This window comes from Paraburkholderia tropica (assembly GCF_014171495.1).
GTDB classification, from domain to species: domain Bacteria; phylum Pseudomonadota; class Gammaproteobacteria; order Burkholderiales; family Burkholderiaceae; genus Paraburkholderia; species Paraburkholderia tropica.
Map to the genome: position 1 here is coordinate 20,895 of NZ_CP049137.1, position 15,391 is coordinate 36,285.

The window sequence follows — 15,391 nt, forward strand, 5'->3', positions numbered from 1 at the left end:
ATAGAGCGCGACGCCTGAAGCTTCGGTTGAGGGAAAATACGCTCCCTTTGGCAATTCGTTTCGGTCCGCCCCGTGCACATTCGCGCCGCAATTTGCTGCTGGCTCTCCGGCGCCGCACAACGTCGAGAGCGAGAACGCGCTGTTCACCTGAACGGCGCGCAGCCAGAAACCAGCATCGGCATACCCTTTATAGCGCGATCGAAGGTTCGCTGTCGTCCTCGCTGTTATCTTGCCGATCGCTCAACTGGCTCGCCCACGCCGCTAGCGTCGTGCCGAAACCACCGTTGACCCGGGCGTCGAATCGTCCGCTCGTGCTCACGCGGGGCGCAGCGCTCCACGCGACATTCGCCCCCGTCGCGATCAACAGATCCACCAATGCGACATCTTCACCGCACGCCAGCGCGGGAAAACCACCCGCGCGGACATAGGCGTGCGCGCTGACCCCAAGATTCGCGCCATGTACATGCCGATGGCCATCAGCATCGCGGTAGTGCCGAGACCAGTGCGTGGCCAATGCGGGAGAATGCATACTCCAGTCGTCCACGCTGACGCAGCCGCATACCGCATCGGCTCCCTCCGCGCACAGCGCGAGTTGTGCGACCAGCCATTCCGGCGCAACGCGACTGTCCGCGTCAGTAAACGCCAGCCAGCGCGCACCGCGCGCGATCATCGCCTGGGCGCCGGCAGAGCGCGCCGCGCCGACATTACGCGCCTCGACGATCAGCGCGTCGCAGCCGGATTGCATAACATACCGCGCGGAACCGTCCGTGCAGGCATCGAGCACCACGACCGTCTCTACGGGTTCGCCACCCAGCAACGGATGCGCCATCGCGCAGCGTACCGCGTCGAGACACGCCGACAGATAGCGCTCTTCATTGTGCGCGAACTCCATGATATCGGGCTTGGCTCGACATTCGGACGCCAGAGAGAGGAGCCGGAGCAAACTAAGCGAAACGCGGCACGCGCTCGTCGCCGAGCGATCACCGATGCTGCATAGGCGCATTTTGGATGCCTGAAGACCACCACGTTCGCGCGCAACCGAGTGCCGCGATCAGTTCGTCTTCGCGCCTAATTTTTTCGCCAGCGTCTGCGACATCCGATAGTGCTCTTCGATCGTCGGCAGCGCCTTTTGCGCGGCGCTCTTGCGCTTGTCGTTCTGGCCTTCGGGCGTCCGCTCGGCGAAGCAGGCAATCGGGATCGGGCTGTCGAAGGCGCGCCGCGCGGGCGTGGATCTCCCGCCATCGTTGAGAGTGTCGAAAAGCGGCGCCAGCGAGGGGACGCGCAAGCGGGCCACCCTAGACCGCGCCGCCAGTAGGGGCGAGCAAGCGCCCGTCAGCGCCGAGTCGAAAGCGAAGCGCTCGCGCACGACACGCTGAAGAAAGAGAGCAAGGCGCGAGCGTCGCCCGCTGCTGTGTTCAGGCAGACGAAAAGCGCGGCGGACCGTCCGGCCGTGAATCGCTCGGCAGCGGCGAAGAAGGCTGCGGAAACGAAGGGTGCGGCCGGGCGATCCGCCGGCGCGAAGGAGGCGGCAATCTCGCGCTGCGCACGCTGTGTCGCACCGCTAGCCCTCCACCGTGCACGGGCCAAGTACGTTACGCGGCAAGGACGCGTTGAACCGTGCGAGAGTTTCGACGACGACCGGCCCGCGCCCGCGCTGCGGCCATTGACCACACCTTTCCGCTAGTCGCGAGCGTCTCCCCGTCGAGCCAGCTGGTCACTTCTTGCCCGGCAGCACCGACGCCACCACCTGCCGCGCCGTATTGGCGATGATGCCGCGCTCGCCGGGGTCGCCCTGCATCAGCGTCGTCGCGAAATGGCGAGCCTGATCGAGCGTCACATGCGGCGGGAGCGGGGGCACCTCGGGATCGGTCTTCACCTCGATCACAACCGGACGCGGCGCGGCCAGCGCCTGTTCCCAGGCGTCGCCGATCTGTTCGGCGTCATCCACGTAAATGCCGGTCAGGCCGATCAATTCCGCGAATCGGTGATACGGCACGTTCGGAATATCCTGCGAGGCCTCGAATTTCGGATCGCCCATCATCACGCGCTGCTCCCAGGTGACCTGATTCAGATCCTCGTTGTTGAAGACCGCGCAGATCCAGCACGGGCTGGCCCAGTTGCGCCAGTACTTCGCGACCGTGATCAGTTCGGCCATATTGTTCATCTGCATCGCACCGTCGCCGACCAGCGCGATCACCGGCCGCCCCGGATGCGCGAATTTCGCGGCGATGGCATACGGCACCGCCGCGCCCATCGACGCCAGCCCGCCCGACAGCGAACACATCATGCCGCGGCGAATTTTCAGATCGCGCGCATACCAGTTCGCGCACGAGCCGGAGTCGCTCGTGACGATCGCACCATCGGGCAGCCGCGGCGACAGTTCCGTCACCACACGCTGCGGATTTACCTTGCCGCCAGTCGGCGCCTGCGCACGCTCGTCGAGCACGCGTTGCCAGCGCTCGTTCGCGTGCACGATGCGGTTGCGCCAGCTCTCCTGGCTCTTCTGTTCGAGCAGCGGCAGCAACGCGCGCAGCGTGGCCGCGCTGTCACCGACGAGGCTGACTTCCATCGGATAGCGCAGGCTCAACATGCCCGCGTCGATGTCGATCTGCACCGCGCGCGCATCGCCCTCCTTCGGCAAAAATTCGGCGTACGGAAAGCCCGATCCCACCATCATCAAGGTATCGCACGACGACATCATCTCGTCGGTCGGTTTCGTGCCGAGCAGTCCGATCGAGCCGGTCACCCAAGGCAGGTCGTCAGGCACGACGGCCTTGCCCAGCAGCGCCTTGGCTACCCCCGCATGCAGACGTTCGGCCACGGCGATCACTTCGTCAGTGGCCTGCAGCGCGCCTGCGCCCACCAGCATCGCCACGCGATGCCCGGCGTTGAGCACATCTGCCGCGCGCTGTAGATCCTCCTGACGCGGCAGGACTTCGGGCGCGGCGTATCCGACCCCGGAGTGCGCCGTGCCATGCTTGCGCGGCGGCGCTTCGTATTCGAGTTCCTGGAGATCGTTCGGCAGCACGATGGCGGTTACCGTGCGGCGAGACAACGCGATGCGCACGGCGCGGTCAACCACATGGCGCACCTGCGCAGCCACGCTCGGCTGCTGCACATAGGCGCCGGCCACGTCCTTGAACATTGACACGAGATCGAGTTCCTGCTGGTAGTGCGAGCCCAGCGCCGAGCGCGCCTGCTGTCCCGCGATCGCCAGCACCGGCATGTGATCGAGGCGCGCATCGTAGAGACCCGTGAGCAGATGCGCGGCGCCCGGCCCCGATGTCGCGATGCAGACCCCAAGCCCGCCGCTGAATTTTGCATGGGCGCTCGCCATGAATGCGGCCATTTCCTCGTGACGCGCCTGCACGAAATCCATCTTGCCTTTGGCACGCTGCAAGGCGCCGAACATGCCGTTGATACCGTCGCCAGGATAGCCGAACAGTCGCTGTACACCCCACTGGTGCAGACGTTCGACGATGAAATCGCTTACGGTTGCGCTGGCCATTGGACGCTCTCCTCTTGCGTTGCTCGCGGGATCGATGCGTCTATCTGCGCAAGACGCAAACCTGCCTGACTGACCGTCGGGGGCATGAATCCTTCGACGTTGACGCGATCGCCTGCTGCGCCGCGGCGCGCATCTGCGAGAGGGCTGGGCGGGCAGCCTATGGTTTGTGAAGACGAAGGCGAGACCGCATGACGGAACGCGAGTTGCGCAGAGTAAGCGTCAATTCGCTTTCCGTCATTCCACGCCTTTCACCTGAAGGAGCCAACCATGCCACCGACCCTGAACCAGTACACGATGCAGGATCCGACGAAGCAGTATCCCGCGCCGGATTTCGAACGCCAGCCACAACCCGCTCCGGGGCTCGCTCAGGAGATGACGCCACGGCCCGATCATGGCGAGGCTAGCTATCAGGGATTCGGACGCCTGAGGGGACGGCGCGCGCTGATTACCGGCGCGGACAGCGGCATCGGCCGCGCGGTAGCGATCGCTTTCGCGCGCGAAGGCGCCGACGTGGCCCTCAACTATCTGCCCAGCGAGGAACGCGATGCGCAGGAGGTGATAGCGCTCACTCAATCGGCCGGCGCGAATACGATCGCCCTGCCTGGCGACATCGGCGACGAAGGCTTCTGCCAGCACCTCGTGCGAGACAGCATCGCGCAACTCGGCGGTGTGGACGTCCTCGTGAATGTGGCCGGTAAGCAGCACTATGTCGAACGGATCGCCGATCTCGAAACCGAGCAATTCGAGGCGACGTTCCGCATCAATGTCTTCGCAATGTTCTGGCTGTGCAAAGCAGCCCTCCCGCACATGCCGCCAGGCGCGACGATCATCAATACCTCGTCGATACAGAGTTACCAGCCGAGTCCGGGTCTGCTCGATTACGCGTCGACGAAGGCTGCAATCACCGCGTTCACACATGCGCTCGCGAAACAGGTCGCGTCGCGCGGCATTCGCGTGAATGCAGTCGCGCCGGGGCCGGTCTGGACGCCGCTCCAACCGAGCGGCGGGCAGCCGCAGGAAAAGGTGGAGCAGTTCGGCGCGGAAACGCCCATGAAGCGGCCCGGCCAACCTGCGGAACTTGCGCCGGTCTATGTGTTGCTGGCTTCGCAGGAATCGAGCTTCGTCACGGGCGAAATCTATGGCGTGACGGGCGGGCATCATCTTCCATAGACGACACAAGCGCCGTCCATGGCGGCCCCGCGTCGCCAGTGACGCTCGCACCGACGCCGCCGAATCGCCCGTTACGGACAAAGCCGAACTGGCTGCCACAGGCGGCATTACGACTCCAGTTCATCAAACAGTTCGTGGGCGAACCGTTACTGGTGGCGTACACGCGAGGAGCCGCCCCGTCGCTCCCAGACACACCTGCATTAGCTTGGTTTTGTGCCGACTCGACACGCTCGAGCGGAGCGGCCACGCGTGCGCGCAATTGAAGTCCGTCACGGCGCAATCCAGGTCGGCTCCCACGCGCCTCCCACTCGAATGTAACGCGCCCGTTCATGACGCTCATTCGACGAATGCTTCAACCATTCGAGACAGTCCAGGCGCACTTTCACAACGCAGAAATTGGCAAACCCATCGGCCTCGTCACCGATGTGGTCGGCACCAAACGCATCGTCGGGATCATAGATCCGCGTGCCGGGCGCAATCGTGGTTCGATACACTATCAGGCTGTGATCAGGACTCGATATCCAGGCGAGCCGACGCGCCGCATCGTCGAGCACAATTCCCGCCGTACCGGCTAAGCGGATCTGCAGACTGTGCCGGGCATCCACGCCGACGAGCGCGATGCGCGGCTCTTTGACCAGTTCGGCGAGCTTTGGCGACCGCCGATCCGTATGGAACGAGATCAGGCCCTCCGGTTCGCTCACATCGCGAAGTAACACCGTGCGCACGCTCGGCGCGCCGTCGATACCGACGGTCGCCGCCTGCATCGTCACGAAGGAGGGTGCTTCCTGCGGTGCATCAGCCGCCGCGCGGCGCAGACAATCCCATATTCGGGCATAGATCTCGTCAAGCGTCATGAATTTCTCCGCGCCGATGGGCTGCCTCAACCTGCGCTTCGTTGCGGCTACTTCTGGTCGTTACCGACGGATGAGGCGCCGCGCCGCGCTTCGGCGGTATCTGCTTCGGCCCTGTGCCAGTATTCGTCGGTATGGCCGTCAGGCGCGCCCGCTTGCTCCCACAACTGGTACGCGCGATGACGAACTCGATTGTGGCGATCGTCGCGCTCCGCCGGATTTTCTCCGACACGAGTCGCGCCGCCGATAGCAGGCGGATCACTGGCGGGGAAAGTTGCCTCGACCGCGCTATCGATGCGGCTTTCGGACACGCGAGTCGCGTTTTGCTGCTTTGGACCGCCTGCCATTTTTTTCTCCATTGTCTCAAACACAGTGGGAACCAAACCACGTAACTGATCGTCGACCGACCAAGCCGCGCTGCCGGGCATCATCGAATCCCAGTCAATGTGATCGCGCATCGAACGTGCCTGGCGGAACAATCAGGAAGGCCGACACCGTTGAGGCTTTCCGCGGCCTTAGCGACAGGAGGCTTGCAGCCACTGTTCTATCGGTTAACGAATTTTTCCGCCGGCCGCTTAGCATGGCCCAGCGTTAGGTTAGGGCCTGAATGCACGTCGCGGCACGGCATGTGCTAATCAGGCCGGGCGACGATGTCAACAGCGGTTCTCGCCCCGCTATCCGCCGGAACCCTCGTTCCGAGATCCGAACGCCCACCCGGGTGCGCTGCGGTCGGTCGACCTCAGCGCCGTTCGGTCAGATCCAGCCGATGTCCATCTCTTTCCAGCAGAGGTGTATGGATCGGCTTTGTCCGAAGGAGTTCACCATGTTCGCTCACAACAAGCGTCTTCAGTACACCGTGCGCGTCGCAACGCCTAATCCGGGCCTGGCAAACCTGCTACTCGAGCAATTTGGCGGTCCGCAGGGGAACTTGCCGCCGCATGCCGCTATTTCACCCAGGCTGTCGCCGAAGACGATCCCGGCCGCAAGGACCTGCTGTTCGACATCGCCACGGAGGAACTCAGTCATCTTGAAGTCATCGGCTCTATCGTCGCGATGCTGAACAAGGGCGCCAAAGGGCAACTCGCAGAGGCGGCGGAAGAAGGGGCCGAGTTGTACCGGTCGCTGACTGGGGGCGGCAACGATTCCCACACTACGGCACTCTTATACGGTGGCGGACCGGCGCTGACCAATTCGGCCGGCATCCCGTGGAGTGCGGCCTACATTGATACCATCGGCGAGCCAACCGCCGACCTGCGCTCAAACATAGCTGCCGAAGCGCGCGCAAAGATCGTTTACGAGCGCCTCATTAATGTGACCGACGATGCCGGTATCCGCGAAGCACTGGGTTTTCTGATGACCCGCGAGATTGCCCACCAGAAGTCGTTTGAGAAGGCGCTGCATGCGATCCAGCCGAATTTTCCCCAGGGCAAGCTACCCGGCGTGGGAAAATTTGCAAATGTGTACTACGACTTTTCAAAAGGCGACGACCAGCGGGGCCCGTGGAACGAAGGCCCTGAGTGGGAATTCGACGAGTCGCCACAACCTGCCGTGGATGGCGGTGACGGCACTGCACAGGTCAAAGTTAGTGCAGAGGACGTCGAAACGCTGAAAGCCATGGCGGCCAGAACTGCCTCACGCACGGATCTCGATCCGGTTACGGGCGCCGATCTTGGTTCCGGTGAAACATCGGCAAAGTAAGCGGTTTTAGGCCACCCGCTTCGCCGTAGCGTTCTGCAAAACGCTTGAGGAAAGATGCCCCCGACCTACCGTTGCAACGAGTACATTTACGCCCGCCCCAGTGCGGGCTCTTTTCGTTGCATGTTGCGCAGTGATCTCGATCAGAAGACATTTTGCTACCCATTGTTCCTTTGAGCGCGCTTTGGTATCGGCGCAATCTCAACGCCGGAGATGGGATCCGGTCAGTCTGGCAAAGATGCGGCGCCAGCGACCGTCCTGTTGCGCAACAGGGGCTCGTGGGGAGTGGCACGTGCATTGCGCACCGTGTACGTGATTTCGTGGACGTTGGCGAGACCTTTTCGCGCCATGGAGCGCATCTTGAACCCATTCGATTTCGATCAGTGCATGGAGGAAATCCAGCTCTCGCTGGCACAGGTTTTCGATTCGCAGAAGCGGGCGACCGTCAGTCTCATCAATGAAGGCGACGTCATCGTGCTGCGTCTGAGTCGGGCGACCGAATCCGGACGCAGCACGCTCGACGCGCGTTGCCCCGCCACGCAGCGACGCACGATACAGACGCGCATTGGCACGCTGGTGCGCGGGCGCGTCGATCTGATGCGAGAGTCAACCGCGTTCAGCGCGGCTAGTTCGATCGAATTCGTGCTCGACGACGCCCTGTTCGATACGTTCGATAGCGTCGGCGATCTCGACTACAGCCCGGCACTTAGAGCACACGCCGCGTCGTTCCATCATGAACACGATGCCGCTCACCGTCTCCTGGCTTGATTTTGCGGGTCGCCTCGCGCTCGCGATGGTGCCGGGCACCCTCATCGGCCTGAATCGGGGTGAATCGGGCAATGCGGCTGGATTGCGCACGACGCTGCTCGTCTGCATGGCCGCCTGTCTGGCGATGGTGCAGGTCAATCTGCTTCTTCTCCAGCAAGGAAAACCTCACGATTTCTTTGTGGTCCTCGATCTGATGCGGCTGCCGCTGGGTATTCTATCCGGCGTGGGTTTTATCGTCGCGGGCTCGATACTGCGCAAGGACGGCCTCGTGCAAGGCGTCACCACCGCGGCAACGATGTGGTACGTCACGGTGATCGGCCTGTGTGCGGGCGGCGGTCAATATCGTCCCATGCACCCGCATACATACATTCCCGTTGATTTGACATGCCGCTGGGGACGCCGGGGATCTCTGCAGCGCGATGCGCGCGATGGACTTGCGCTCGCCACGACATGCGGAAGAAGATAAAAAGGCCCGGCGTCCGCCATCGGGCGAAACACCGGGCAACGCCCTCAGGCGCCCGCCTGAGTCTGGTGCACGCCAGCACGGCCAGCGACTCCGAATTGGATGCATAGCCCTGGCAGTCATTCGTGAGTGGGAGAAGAAAGCGTATTGACGAATACCATGGACTGCCGGTTCGCTCCTGCGTAGTCAGCTCGCCAGCGGACCGAACAGCAACGACGCCGGTTAGACGATCGCGTTAAGTTCTCATAGCGTAGATCAATCATGCACACCTCTTCACGAACTCGAATCGAGTTATCAGTGCAGCCTGCAACCGCGCCGCGCCACTGCCATTGAAGTTCGTACGCCCCTGATCGACGACGACGCTCTGTGATTTACCGCAGTAGTCCTTCGCAACGAAGTTGACGGTGTGGGCACGGGGGCGAAGCTCCAGACCGTCGAGATCGCTTAATGCCGTGGCCGTTAGATGGTTGCGATTACAAGTAGTCACGAAGTCGACGCGCCATGTGTATGACAGGCGCAACCAGTATCTCGACAACATGTCATCGCTTGTCGACGGGCGCCCCAATGCTCTCTTCGAAAGCCCAGCCTAACACCACGCCTGTCAGCAAGTTGATATCAGGCAGGCGCATTGAAGCTGCCGGGACTATCCGGCGTTGCCGTCCACTGTGTCGTGCGTTCCCGGCTAGCCTTTGCCAGCGCGCCCACGACGCCTGCCATGCCCAAGTCTGTGCAGTATACCGGCGACCCCGGCTGCTGGCGCCACGAGTCTGCAAGCACGCCCGCGTCTACGGGATCAAATCCAAGCTCGTTGACCATTGCCATTACAACTGACTTGAGAAGCGGATCGTCACCCGCGACTGGAAGCGCAATCCGGCCCGGCGCCCCCGCCGGTTTGCCCAGTTCAAGAAGCTGCTTCGCATAGATATTGTTGAACGCCTTGACCACCGGACGGCCGATCACCTGCTCCACCCACCGACTTTCCGCGAGCCCTTGCTCGATAGCCAGAATCTGTCCATCGCGTTCGCGCGGATAATAGTTGCCGGTGTCGATCAGTGGGACGTCGAGGGGTAGATCGGTGAACAGTCCTTTTGGCAGGTCCAGAACACGGACCTCCGGGATCGTGAGGACCACCACATCAACCTCATGCACAGCTTCACTGACCATAACCGCCCTCGCTCCCGTTTCCGAAGCCAAACCGGTCAGGGTGTCGGGGCCGCGCGAGTTAGCAACGAGAACCTGGTGACCCAGTGCGCTCAGTCGACGTGTGAGCGTACCGCCAATTTGGCCTGCACCGACAATACCGAATTTCATGGGAGCCCCCGTTCTGCCTGCGAATTGTGAGTGATTGCAGGAAACTGCGGTAAGACATGCCGGTGCAGTTCCTCCAGCACCATGGGAACCGGTCGTTGTCCGAATCTCAAATTCAACATGACATGGTTCACGCCGAGGTCCTGGAGGACTTCCAGCAATGCAATGAGATGACTTCGTCCCAGGCGATAACCTAAATGGATCGGCTGCGGTAGCTCGTCCGGATTCTCGGCCAGATCAAGATAGAGCGATTGACTGAACGGCTTGAATATTTGTCCGCACTGCGCGATCACCGCTGTGTGCCACTCCTGAATTACCATTTTTTGCAGCCTGGTCGGCCGGGGATAGGTGATCCAGCCATGGGCATTTCGCGCAATCCAGTCCATCGATTGCTGGCTACGGCCGGTCACCAACAATGGGACCTCCTGCGTGAACGGCTTCGGGATCATATCGGCTCCCGCGAGCGATCCACCGCCCCAGTACAGGCCCGTGAAGTGGGTCCGCTGCGACTGACGCAGTACGTTAATGTGTTCACGAAAGATCTCGCCACGCCGCTCGGCATCAACACCGAAAGCCGGAAACTCGATGGGTCGATCACCCGAGGCAACGCCCAGCAGCAAGCGCCCGTTGCTCAATTGATCGACGCTCGTCGCAGCCTTTGCGAGGTGTAAAGGGTTACGAATCGGCACGACGATGGAACCGGTGGCAAGAGCGATTGCGCTGGTCTGGCCGGCGATATAACCGAGATAAACGAACGGATCGAATATCTGACCGAGATCACCGAAGCCCGGATCGCGCAAGGGAACATCGCGCAGCCACAAGGCCGCGAAACCTGCGGCCTCGGCGGTTCTGGCTAGTTCGGCCTGGTCTTTCATCAGGGGCGTATCGCCCGCAAAGGACTCGATCGGGAAGAAAAGGCCCAACGTCAGCCGACCTGCCTGAAATGTACGTGCAAAGCCTGGCTGGCAGAAATAGGGGGTTGTCGACGGCAACAGCATGGAGAAAGCCTCACGCATCCAGGTGACGCCCCCAATTCGGATACTGCTCGACGCGCCGGACAATGTCCTTCATCGCACGCAGCGAACGTTCCAGTTTGTTATAGCTGTCACCGCCCTCGTGCCAGCCGTTGTAGCCAAGCAGACCGTCATAGCCCAGGCGGGTGAGTAACGAAACCACGGCGAAGTTGTCCAGTTCGCCCGTATCGAGTGGTTCGATGGTAGCCATCTCAAAGAAACCTTGTGGGCTGAGCCGGCTGCCCGAGAGATTTGCTTGCTTCAGATAGGGCATAGCGCGCTTTAGTATCGCCGCCAGATTCTGGCCATCACGCGCATACCATTGAAGGGCGGAAAAGGTCAGGCCGAGGTTGGGGTGCGCAACTCTCTCGCACAGCCGGATCGCATCGCTGTGCTTCTCGACCCAGAACTGGATGTGCGTATAGATCAGCACGCGCGTACCGGACCGTTCGGCGACCGCCAGCGCCTTGCGCAACCAGGCAATTACCGCAGCATCGCCCTGTGGGTCGGAGGGGCGCAAGCCGGTGCCTGCGGACTTGATGGCAAGATCGACGGTCGACCCCTCAGGCATGGTCTCGATCATCTTGAGGATGCCGCTATTGCGCGGATCCGCTTCGCCGAGCGCCAAGTCCAGCACGACGTAAACGCCGGCGACATCGAGCCCAAACCGCTCCCTGACGCTCGCCAGTTCCCGGGCAAGCTGCCAGTTGCGACCGTCCCAGATCGCCAGATGGATAGCGTCATAGCCGGCCGCCCTCGTGATCTCACAACGGTCTTCAAAACTATAAACACCGATGGAACTGTAGAAAGCGAAGTCCATGGCAAAGTATCTCTGGGTCATCGGGGTTCGTGTCCTTGCAGATCCCCGAAAAATAAACGTGTTCTGATACAAGAGCAAACAATTACTTCTTGTATAAGATACAAAAATGAACAGAGCCTCCCACCTCAGCGTGAAGCAGCTGCGCATCTTCGATGCGCTGGCGAAAGACGGAAATCTGAGCCGCGTCGCAAGCCAGATCGGCCTGACCCAGCAGGCCGTGAGTTCCAATTTGTCCAGCCTGCGTGATGTGTTCGGAGACCCATTGTTCCTGCGGACGGGACGTGGCGTCATGCCCACCGCCCTCGCCCTGGAACTGGCGGCGGAAGTGCGTGAAATCTTGCAGGCTATGGAACGTCTGGTCGACCGCAGGCCGTTCGATCCAGCCACGGTCACCGGCACTGTCGCCATTTCCGCGGCCGACTATGCGCACAGTGTCGTCGTGGCGCCGAAACTGCGTGCCATTCGCGCGCAGGCGCCACAGCTCAAACTCATCCTGAGCGAATTCGAGATCGACGCCGTGGCCGCCAGAATGAGCGCAGGCGAAATTGATATTGTGGTTTCGATTCCTGAATATGTCCCAGCGAATTATCCCCGGAAGCTCCTCTTTCACGAGTGCTATATCTGTGTGGCGGCGGGCGATTCGCCGCTCGCCGGGGGAATATCCTGAGTCTCGAGAAGCTGGCAAAACAGCCTCATGTAGTCGTCTCGCCAGCCCGCGCGAACTTGATCGGCTCCGCGGATGACTGGCTGGAGCAGCTCGGACTGGAACGTACTGTCGTCCTGGCAGTACCGCATTTCCTGCTTGTCCCGGAGGTAATCGAGGCAATGGAAGCCGTGGCGTTCCTGCCCTCTCGCCTGCTGCCGAATCCCCGGCTGGCGCCGCTGCGCCTTGTGGGTGATTCATCTCCTCCCGGCTTCGATCTGATCGCTGCCTGGCACCCACGGTCTGCCGCCAATCCGCTTGTGCACTGGCTGGCTGAGATGCTCGCCAGGTGACTGGCGCACAGAGCAGGCCAGTACAGAGGAATTGACCGTCGTCACGACGACGTTACGCGTTTGAACCTCCCCGCACCAAGGCCTCTAAACGCCCGGTCGACTGCGTCATCGAATTCGCCCCCATTTGCGTTCAGATGCAGGTCATGGGGAAAAATGAATCTCACAGATATGGAACGGGAGCAACTGCTGTGGGCCGCGCGTTGCCGAACCGTGCGGGCGGCGGACATGCGACGTGCGAAATTGATCGTGATGCTCGACGACGGGGAGTCGCGCGTCAGAATCAAGCGTGCGTTCGGTTGTGATTCTCGTTTCATCGCGCTGGTCGGCACGATTCCTCAGTGGGCGGCTAGCCGGCACATATGCCCACCGCCGCGGGCGTACGGCCAAGCAGGCCGCCGATAAACTGGAAGCGCGAATGCTTGATCGCACCCTCAAGCACAAACCTGCCGACTGTTCGACATTCCGGAGCGCAGCAGCAAACTCGCTGCAGAGCTCCGCGACGCGTCGGTTTCGAGCTTGCCGCGTATCTTGCGCAAGCACGGCATCAAGCCGCCGCAGCAGTTGGGGCGACACATGGTCTCTATCCACCGTTGATCGGGATGGTCTGGCTGGTAATCTACCAGCCGTCGCTGACCAGGCAAGGACAAATGGCACCATGTCCTCGATATCGCTATCCCTATCATCCGGCACCTTGGAAACGCTGCGGCAGTCTCGCGGTATGCGACGGCGTCCGCGCCCTTCGCCGGATAAAAGCGGCATATCCATTGGCCCAAGCCCGACCGCCGTCACCAAAACTCCACGCTCGCCGAACTCATCATCGGCAACTCGCGTGAAGTGCTCGACGAGCACATTCGCGCCCGCGCGGCACGCCGTGAACGCCCCAAGCAGGGACGTCACGGGCGTCATTACCTTACGGTCGTCGTTGACGCGGCACCTGGTTTCGCGCAAAAAACAGAATGCCGATTTCGAATTGACGGCCAGCATCTGGTCGTATTCCGTCTCCGTAATTTCCGTGAGCGGTTTTTCAAGACCTTCCCAAGCGCATTGATCGCGATATCCGGGCGCTCTACCGCCACACTCGCGTAGGCAAACCATCGTCAATAAAATCGCAGTGGCACTATGCGCAATCAATCAGTTGGATCGCGCTGCTTCTGCCAAGCTCCGCCATCTCCTCACGGGTGCCACGGGCTCCGAGAATCGCGGTGGATAGTGGCACGCTGCCTGACCACACAGCGTCATCCTTCGCAATGGCCCAGCGCGCGCCGAACGTTCCCGCACCTGCGTCGAACGGCGTGAAATCGACTATATAGCTCTTATAGCGAAAGACGTAGTTGTCCACAGGATTTGTCTCCGGAAACGCTCACAATCCATCACTCAAATCACCAGAAAAAATTTAAAGATTGTCAATTCAGGGCCGGCTTTCGAGGTGCGCCCTTGGCACGGAGCGTGTCTTCCCGCATCAGTAAAGCCGAGGGGCCACATAACTCCGGTCTGATACCTGATTTCTAGATCGCTCAGTCTACAGAACTTCCGACCGGAGCCGCCGGCTCTCCTCCCCAGCAGTCAAGCGGGACAATATTATCGTCAAAAGCTCGCCGGCGTACGCCGCAGGCTTGCAACAATGCGCTACGGAGACCCGTCTTCACTACCACCCGCGCAGAACATTGACGGTGAACCGTACCCAGTTGCTGCCTCCGACGTGGCCCGCATTCATGAACCTTACCACGAGACTTCTATCATTTTCAGAGTCGCCACGACTACCGTTCGGCTGGTCCTCGCCGTCGTCGACGAAGGGCGTGTTTCCCGGGTCGACGACAAACTGGGCTTTGCTGTGGCGACCGCCTCGCGCGCATTTCCGATCTCGAACAACAATTCGGGAGAAAAATTTTCGGCCGGAATACATACGGTATCGAAGTCACTGGTCCGGCGTCCAACTGTTTCTCCACATCCGCCAGATTGACACGCTCGTCGACCTTCTCAGCGGAGATGCCCAGACCCTCGCCCACAGGCCGGAGGGGCGCCTCATGATCGTCGCACCCAAGGCCGTCGTGATCGAGCTTCTCGCGCATGACATCGCAACCATCCAGGAGCGCCACCACGGCACGAGGTCTAAGATCGTCTGAGAGAGGAGCAAAATCATCCTACAACTATTGCGAGGCAAGGTCATCGGCATTGGCATCCAGGAGAAGAGAAGTGGCATCCTCGACCGGCCATGCCGTACTCGTACTCGTACTCGTCTACAGTCGTCTGCATGTGCAGTTCCTAGGCTCCCCTCCCCCTCGACGACCGCTTCAACATCCCCATCGTCAATCTCGGCAAAGGCCCGGCGATTTTTTCTGCCGTCCAGCGCACCTTTTCGCAGCCGTGGCCGGCAATTCACCAACAGCTATTCCGTGAGCGGCTTCGACGCAATGCTTGCCTTTGTGCGCTATGGCATCGGTGCCGGCCTGATGCCCCAAAACGTTTTGGCATCCTTCAATCCCGAGACATCACTCGCCTGTGCACAGATCCAGGGCAACCGGCACCAACGCGACTATGTACTTTCGTACATTGAGGGGCATACACAAATGGAGACGCTAGAAGACCTGGTAAACGCACTAACTGAAACAAATCAGCAATATGGTGCAGACGCTGGGGTCCGAGTTTTCGTATTTTGCGAGTCCAGCGATGAGTCTTTAGGCTTGTCTGATCAGCCATCCGGATGAAAGTTGTCAAAACAACACATTTACGAAGACAACATAACAGCACCTCAATCCACTCGTGCAGAGAACGCCGCTCTTCGAGTTGAGCTCAAATGCT

12 protein-coding genes and 5 pseudogenes are annotated in these 15,391 nt (G+C 61.0%); 8 read left to right on the top strand and 9 right to left on the bottom strand.

Features of this window, described 5'->3' with window-relative positions; all coding sequences use genetic code 11:
* Positions 1 to 187: 187 nt before the first annotated feature.
* Positions 188 to 892, bottom strand: a complete 705-nt coding sequence (locus tag G5S35_RS30670) for a glycosyltransferase family 2 protein (protein WP_183040313.1) — start codon at positions 890 to 892, stop codon at positions 188 to 190.
* A gap of 274 nt (positions 893 to 1,166) precedes the next feature.
* On the opposite strand from G5S35_RS30670, the pseudogene G5S35_RS39675 reads away from it, so the two are divergent.
* A pseudogene (locus G5S35_RS39675) lies at positions 1,167 to 1,549 on the top strand (DUF6496 domain-containing protein); the annotation flags it as partial.
* A gap of 165 nt (positions 1,550 to 1,714) precedes the next feature.
* On the opposite strand, the gene G5S35_RS30680 reads toward G5S35_RS39675, so the two are convergent.
* The gene (locus tag G5S35_RS30680; RefSeq protein ID WP_183040315.1) at positions 1,715 to 3,508 is read right to left on the bottom strand and encodes a thiamine pyrophosphate-requiring protein; all 1,794 of its coding nucleotides are present in this window, start codon (positions 3,506 to 3,508) and stop codon (positions 1,715 to 1,717) included.
* A 267-nt stretch (positions 3,509 to 3,775) separates the two neighbouring features.
* Here G5S35_RS30680 and G5S35_RS30685 point away from each other — a divergent pair, with 267 nt between their 5' ends.
* A complete protein-coding gene (locus tag G5S35_RS30685) occupies positions 3,776 to 4,678 on the top strand; it encodes an SDR family oxidoreductase (protein ID WP_074987726.1) in 903 nt (300 codons plus the stop codon).
* 269 nt (positions 4,679 to 4,947) lie between these two features.
* Here G5S35_RS30685 and G5S35_RS30690 read toward each other — a convergent pair whose 3' ends face one another.
* Together G5S35_RS30690 and G5S35_RS30695 are read right to left on the bottom strand one after the other, a co-directional pair.
* Positions 4,948 to 5,532, bottom strand: a complete 585-nt coding sequence (locus G5S35_RS30690) for a pyridoxamine 5'-phosphate oxidase family protein (RefSeq protein ID WP_183040316.1) — start codon at positions 5,530 to 5,532, stop codon at positions 4,948 to 4,950.
* Positions 5,533 to 5,579: 47 nt separating this feature from the next.
* Complete coding sequence (locus G5S35_RS30695) at positions 5,580 to 5,987, bottom strand: DUF2934 domain-containing protein (RefSeq protein ID WP_074987725.1); 408 nt, start codon at positions 5,985 to 5,987, stop codon at positions 5,580 to 5,582.
* 365 nt (positions 5,988 to 6,352) lie between these two features.
* Here G5S35_RS30695 and G5S35_RS30700 point away from each other — a divergent pair.
* The 3 genes and pseudogenes from G5S35_RS30700 to G5S35_RS30710 all read left to right on the top strand — a co-directional run.
* Positions 6,353 to 7,227: pseudogene (locus G5S35_RS30700) on the top strand (manganese catalase family protein).
* 357 nt (positions 7,228 to 7,584) lie between these two features.
* Positions 7,585 to 7,992 (top strand): hypothetical protein, encoded by a 408-nt coding sequence (locus G5S35_RS30705; protein ID WP_183040317.1) that lies wholly within the window; start codon positions 7,585 to 7,587, stop codon positions 7,990 to 7,992.
* A pseudogene (locus tag G5S35_RS30710) lies at positions 7,958 to 8,332 on the top strand (MgtC/SapB family protein); the annotation flags it as partial. The gene G5S35_RS30705 and the pseudogene G5S35_RS30710, both read left to right, overlap by 35 nt.
* A 738-nt stretch (positions 8,333 to 9,070) precedes the next feature.
* Here G5S35_RS30710 and G5S35_RS30715 read toward each other — a convergent pair.
* From G5S35_RS30715 to G5S35_RS30725, 3 genes are read right to left on the bottom strand one after another with little or no spacing between them, the layout of a single operon-like run.
* Positions 9,071 to 9,766: an NADPH-dependent F420 reductase gene (locus tag G5S35_RS30715; RefSeq protein WP_183040319.1), complete on the bottom strand. Its 696-nt coding sequence runs from the start codon at positions 9,764 to 9,766 to the stop codon at positions 9,071 to 9,073.
* Entirely contained in the window at positions 9,763 to 10,761 is a 999-nt protein-coding gene (locus G5S35_RS30720; protein WP_183040320.1) for an LLM class oxidoreductase, read from the bottom strand. Before G5S35_RS30720 ends, G5S35_RS30715 begins: the two co-directional genes overlap by 4 nt.
* 10 nt (positions 10,762 to 10,771) lie before the next feature.
* Positions 10,772 to 11,617 (bottom strand): sugar phosphate isomerase/epimerase family protein, encoded by an 846-nt coding sequence (locus G5S35_RS30725; RefSeq protein WP_183040321.1) that lies wholly within the window; start codon positions 11,615 to 11,617, stop codon positions 10,772 to 10,774.
* Positions 11,618 to 11,702: 85 nt separating this feature from the next.
* On the opposite strand from G5S35_RS30725, the pseudogene G5S35_RS39680 reads away from it, so the two are divergent.
* Positions 11,703 to 12,592: pseudogene (locus G5S35_RS39680) on the top strand (LysR substrate-binding domain-containing protein).
* A gap of 616 nt (positions 12,593 to 13,208) precedes the next feature.
* On the opposite strand, the pseudogene G5S35_RS39685 reads toward G5S35_RS39680, so the two are convergent.
* Together G5S35_RS39685 and G5S35_RS30740 are read right to left on the bottom strand one after the other, a co-directional pair.
* A pseudogene (locus G5S35_RS39685) lies at positions 13,209 to 13,683 on the bottom strand (SDR family oxidoreductase); the annotation flags it as partial.
* A gap of 26 nt (positions 13,684 to 13,709) precedes the next feature.
* Positions 13,710 to 13,931 carry a hypothetical protein gene (locus G5S35_RS30740; protein ID WP_183040324.1) on the bottom strand — a complete coding sequence of 74 codons (222 nt, stop codon included), beginning with the start codon at positions 13,929 to 13,931 and terminating at the stop codon, positions 13,710 to 13,712.
* Between the two features lie 282 nt (positions 13,932 to 14,213).
* On the opposite strand from G5S35_RS30740, the gene G5S35_RS30745 reads away from it, so the two are divergent.
* Positions 14,214 to 14,552: a C2 domain-containing protein gene (locus tag G5S35_RS30745; protein WP_183040325.1), complete on the top strand. Its 339-nt coding sequence runs from the start codon at positions 14,214 to 14,216 to the stop codon at positions 14,550 to 14,552.
* Between the two features lie 433 nt (positions 14,553 to 14,985).
* Positions 14,986 to 15,297: a substrate-binding domain-containing protein gene (locus G5S35_RS39690; protein ID WP_237181870.1), complete on the top strand. Its 312-nt coding sequence runs from the start codon at positions 14,986 to 14,988 to the stop codon at positions 15,295 to 15,297.
* The last annotated feature ends 94 nt before the right edge of the window (positions 15,298 to 15,391 follow it).

What these genes read in the sequence shown, in the direction of transcription:
- G5S35_RS30690 (WP_183040316.1), bottom strand. Translation starts at nt 5,532, where the DNA reads ATGACGCTTGACGAGATCTATGCCCGAATATGGGATTGTCTGCGCCGC.
- G5S35_RS30745 (WP_183040325.1), top strand. Translation starts at nt 14,214, where the DNA reads ATGCGCTACGGAGACCCGTCTTCACTACCACCCGCGCAGAACATTGAC.
- G5S35_RS30695 (WP_074987725.1), bottom strand. Translation starts at nt 5,987, where the DNA reads ATGCGCGATCACATTGACTGGGATTCGATGATGCCCGGCAGCGCGGCT.
- G5S35_RS30685 (WP_074987726.1), top strand. Translation starts at nt 3,776, where the DNA reads ATGCCACCGACCCTGAACCAGTACACGATGCAGGATCCGACGAAGCAG.
- G5S35_RS30680 (WP_183040315.1), bottom strand. Translation starts at nt 3,508, where the DNA reads ATGGCCAGCGCAACCGTAAGCGATTTCATCGTCGAACGTCTGCACCAG.
- G5S35_RS30715 (WP_183040319.1), bottom strand. Translation starts at nt 9,766, where the DNA reads ATGAAATTCGGTATTGTCGGTGCAGGCCAAATTGGCGGTACGCTCACA.
- G5S35_RS30725 (WP_183040321.1), bottom strand. Translation starts at nt 11,617, where the DNA reads ATGACCCAGAGATACTTTGCCATGGACTTCGCTTTCTACAGTTCCATC.
- G5S35_RS30720 (WP_183040320.1), bottom strand. Translation starts at nt 10,761, where the DNA reads ATGCTGTTGCCGTCGACAACCCCCTATTTCTGCCAGCCAGGCTTTGCA.
- G5S35_RS30670 (WP_183040313.1), bottom strand. Translation starts at nt 892, where the DNA reads ATGGAGTTCGCGCACAATGAAGAGCGCTATCTGTCGGCGTGTCTCGAC.